This window comes from Candidatus Izemoplasma sp., assembly GCF_982632705.1.
Map to the genome: position 1 here is coordinate 43454 of NZ_CEXEES010000009.1, position 3761 is coordinate 47214.

The window sequence follows — 3761 nt, forward strand, 5'->3', positions numbered from 1 at the left end:
TGGTTGTAATGGGTGGACCTATGATGGGGACATCAATGACAAGTGATGATGTTATTGTATCTAAAACAACAACGTCTGTAATCATTTTGGAAAATGTAGAATATAAAGAGGAACCTTGTGTTAGATGTGGTAGTTGTGTTTATTCATGTCCTGTACACATTGAACCTGTTCAAATAATGAACGCAGTAAAAAGAAATGACAAAGATGTAATGAAAGGGCTTGAAGCTTTCAAATGTATTGAGTGTGGATTATGTGCGTATGTATGTACGAGTAAAATCCATGTGACTGATTACGTTCGTAAAGCTAAAAAGTTAATAGGGTGATTGATATGAACGTAGCGAACCCGAAGATTTTAAGAAAGACTTCACCTTATTTAAGAAGACCAAATGCAAATGTATCAAGAATGATGTCAGATGTAACAATCGCGTTATTGCCTGTATCAATATTTAGTGTTTACTCATTTGGTTGGAGTGCATTATTAATTATTGCATTGAGTATTCTTTCAATGGTAGTAACTGAATATGTGTATTACCAAGTCCAAGATTTACTTGATGGTGAGAAATTTAAATTTAAGAATAAGAGTTTCACATTATATAACTTCAGTGTAATTACGAGCGGTCTAATTTACGCTCTTACATTACCGGATCAAACTCCATGGTATGTAGTTATCATTGGTGGTGCACTGGGGATATTCTTAGCAAAACTGATATTTGGTGGAATGGGACAAAATGTCTTTAATCCAGCTGCAGTAGCTAGAGTAATTGTAGTTCTTGTATATATTACACATACTGCCTACTCACAGTACGCTGTGGTATTACCTGATACAACAGCAGGAGCAACTGCATTACAAATTGTTGCAAATAATCCTTTTAGTATTGACGCATTACAACATTATTCCTTTACGAATTTACTAATAGGTACAGGATTACCTGGGAGTATTGGTGAAGTAAGTGCGATACTGTTAATTCTTGGCGCTATATACTTAGCTGTTAGAACTAGTTTTGAAGTACGTATTCCGCTTGCAATGGTTGGAACTGTAGCGATTTTATCGTTTGCGGTTGGATTGTCGACGGGAATAGATCCACTACAATATATGTTATTCCATGTATTAAGTGGAGGGTTATTGTTTGGTGCAATATTTATGGCAACCGATCCAATAACTTCTCCAATCACAAAACCTGGGCGAATAGCCGCAGGATTTATGATGGGATTCATTACATTTATTATTAGAATATTTGGAGCGTATCCTGAAGGTGTTGTATTTAGTATATTAATTATGAATATGTTTGTTTCCACATTTGATTATCACAAATGGACAAACAGTAAATTTAGTGCAAAACGAGTAATATGGTTTAGTGTAATTGTATTACTATCTGTTGCTGTAACGTTAGTAGGTGTTTACTATGCTAGCTAAGTTAAAGACAGCACTGGTTTTATTGATTATTGGTTCAATAGCAGGTGGTCTTATTTATGTTGTAAATGAAATTACTGCACCTATTATCGCTGAGAATGAATTAGAGAGAAAGATTGGTTTCTACAGTGAAATATTCGATGTAGAACAAGAAATTGTGTATAAAGATTGTACAATTGATTCAGAAGATTTAGTACCTCTTGAAGGACAAACAGAATCTACGTTTGAACTTAGAGATGCTTGTCCTAGTGGTTTAACTGAAACGTTTATTTACGATAAAGTAACTGAAGAATTGATTGGAGTAGTATATTTTGGAAGTGAGAAAAATAGTTATGGTGATGTTGATGTTTTAGTTGGTATTAATGTAGATGGTACGATTGCCAACGTTGTAATCTCAGGATCAACAAATACACCAAACTTTGTTAAAGGAATAGAAAAAGATTATTTGTCACCATTTATGGGGCAAATGGCAGACTCTGAATTAATTACTTTTGACTCATCAACTGGTGCTTCTTATACATATGGTAGTGTTAGTGATGTTGTAAATGATGCAATTGCAGCATATAACGAAGGGAGTGATGAATAATGAATAAGAAAGAAAACTTCTTAAAAGGATTCTTTAAAGAGAACCCTATATTTGTCTATCTACTTGGTATGTGTCCTGCCTTGGCAGTAACGGCTGTGTTTGAAACAGCACTTGGTATGGGATTACTTGTAATCTTTGTATTAACAATGAGTAACATCGTTGTATCATTACTTAGAAATGTAATACCACATGATGTTAGAACACCAGCATATATTGTTATCATCGCAACGTTTGTTACAATCGTTGGTATGGTAAGTAAAGCATTTACGTATGATCTATATTTAGCACTTGGAGTATTCATTCCATTAATAGTTGTTAACTGTTTGATCTTAGGTAGAGCTGAAAGTTTTGCATCAAAAAATAAAGTATTAGATAGTGCAATTGATGGACTTGGTATGGGTCTTGGATTCACATTTGCCTTAGTTGTTATTGGAGTCTTAAGAGAGTTCTTAGCAACTGGTGGAATCATCTGGGGAGAGTTTTTACCATTCTTCGTAGATCAACCTGTGACACTATTTAGTTTAGATATGATTATTAATATATTTAGTAGTGATTTCGCAATCGCAGATTACGCTTTAAATATGTTCAGTTTGGCTCCTGGAGCGTTTATTGCTCTTGGATTAATACTTGCTCTAATTCAAGGAAAAAAAGCAAGACAAACAAAAAAAGAGATAGAAGCACAAAAAGCAAAAATTGCTGAATTAAAAAGAGTAGCACTGGCTAAAAAAGCTGCTGCAGCTAAATTAGCAAAGGAGGCGGCATAGTATGACATGGACAGTATTCGCAGTTGCGATATTTAACGCAATGTTAATCAACAATGTTATCTTAAAACAGTTCCTTGGTATTTGTCCGTTCTTAGGTGTTTCTAAGAAGAGTAGTAGTGCGGTTGGAATGGGTGCTGCTGTAACGTTTGTTATGGTTATTGCTTCACTTGTAACGTATGCTATTTATAGTTATGTACTTGTACCGTTTGGTATTGAATATATTTCAACAATTGCCTTTATATTGGTTATTGCTAGTTTGGTACAACTTGTTGAAATGATTCTTAAAAAATTCAGTAAATCTTTATATAAAGCACTAGGTGTGTACTTACCACTTATCACAACAAACTGTGCGATATTAGGGGTAGCTGAAGGTAATATTAGTAATATTTATACAGATTATGGATCTAGTGGTATGTGGTTGGCTGTATTTACAGCTCTTGGTACTGCGCTTGGATTTACATTAATTATATTTGCGTTCTCATCAGTACGTGAAAAATTAGAGTCTTCAAATGTTCCTGAAGCTTGGAAAGGTGTTCCTATTAGTTTAGTAGTTGCTGGTATTATGAGTATTGCTTTCTTAGGACTACAAGGTATCTTATAATGTTAGAATTCTTTACTAGATATTTAGGTATATTTATTGTTGCTGGGTTAATTGCCTTATATATAATCACATATACTTTAAACAAAAAAACACCAATCCCTGAAGAGTGTTTGGATGATATAGATAAAGCCGCTTGTAAAAGTTGTCATAACTTTGCATGTGCGCATAAATAGGTGATGATTATGTTAGCTATAACTTTAGAAGGACTGATTATACCGCTGTTGGTTTTAGGTGGAATGGGACTATTACTTGGTCTTGGTCTTGCGTACGCTGCAGATGTATTAAAGGTTGAAATTGATGAACGAATTGAAAAAGTTATTGAACTACTTCCTGGTTATAACTGTGGTGCTTGTGGGTACCCTGGTTGTGCAGGATTTGGTGAGGCAATTGTTGAGGGTG

Annotated in this window: 7 protein-coding genes; all 7 read left to right on the forward strand. The window is 34.4% G+C overall.

Annotated elements, in window-relative coordinates; translation table 11 throughout:
* On the forward strand, positions 1 to 323 hold a 323-nt coding region (locus AC2LE6_RS02325), incomplete at its 5' end, for a 4Fe-4S dicluster domain-containing protein (protein ID WP_484477631.1).
* A 5-nt stretch (positions 324 to 328) separates the two neighbouring features.
* Entirely contained in the window at positions 329 to 1414 is a 1086-nt protein-coding gene (locus AC2LE6_RS02330; RefSeq protein WP_484477632.1) for an RnfABCDGE type electron transport complex subunit D, read from the forward strand.
* Complete coding sequence (locus tag AC2LE6_RS02335; RefSeq protein WP_484477633.1) at positions 1404 to 1997, forward strand: FMN-binding protein; 594 nt, start codon at positions 1404 to 1406, stop codon at positions 1995 to 1997. The genes AC2LE6_RS02330 and AC2LE6_RS02335 overlap by 11 nt, the downstream gene beginning before the upstream one ends.
* Complete coding sequence (rsxE, locus tag AC2LE6_RS02340) at positions 1997 to 2761, forward strand: electron transport complex subunit RsxE (RefSeq protein ID WP_484477634.1); 765 nt, start codon at positions 1997 to 1999, stop codon at positions 2759 to 2761. The genes AC2LE6_RS02335 and rsxE overlap by 1 nt, the downstream gene beginning before the upstream one ends.
* A 1-nt stretch (position 2762) precedes the next feature.
* Positions 2763 to 3362 (forward strand): electron transport complex protein RnfA, encoded by a 600-nt coding sequence (locus tag AC2LE6_RS02345; protein ID WP_484477635.1) that lies wholly within the window; start codon positions 2763 to 2765, stop codon positions 3360 to 3362.
* Complete coding sequence (locus AC2LE6_RS02350; RefSeq protein ID WP_484477636.1) at positions 3362 to 3535, forward strand: hypothetical protein; 174 nt, start codon at positions 3362 to 3364, stop codon at positions 3533 to 3535. Before AC2LE6_RS02345 ends, AC2LE6_RS02350 begins: the two co-directional genes overlap by 1 nt.
* A 9-nt stretch (positions 3536 to 3544) precedes the next feature.
* Positions 3545 to 3761: (Fe-S)-binding protein (locus AC2LE6_RS02355; protein WP_484477637.1), on the forward strand; the 217-nt coding region annotated here is incomplete at its 3' end.

Excerpts from the sequence above, each read along its gene's own strand:
- AC2LE6_RS02330 (WP_484477632.1), top strand. The coding sequence starts at position 329 with ATGAACGTAGCGAACCCGAAGATTTTAAGAAAGACTTCACCTTATTTA.
- AC2LE6_RS02335 (WP_484477633.1), top strand. The coding sequence starts at position 1,404 with ATGCTAGCTAAGTTAAAGACAGCACTGGTTTTATTGATTATTGGTTCA.
- rsxE (WP_484477634.1), top strand. The coding sequence starts at position 1,997 with ATGAATAAGAAAGAAAACTTCTTAAAAGGATTCTTTAAAGAGAACCCT.
- AC2LE6_RS02345 (WP_484477635.1), top strand. The coding sequence starts at position 2,763 with ATGACATGGACAGTATTCGCAGTTGCGATATTTAACGCAATGTTAATC.
- AC2LE6_RS02350 (WP_484477636.1), top strand. The coding sequence starts at position 3,362 with ATGTTAGAATTCTTTACTAGATATTTAGGTATATTTATTGTTGCTGGG.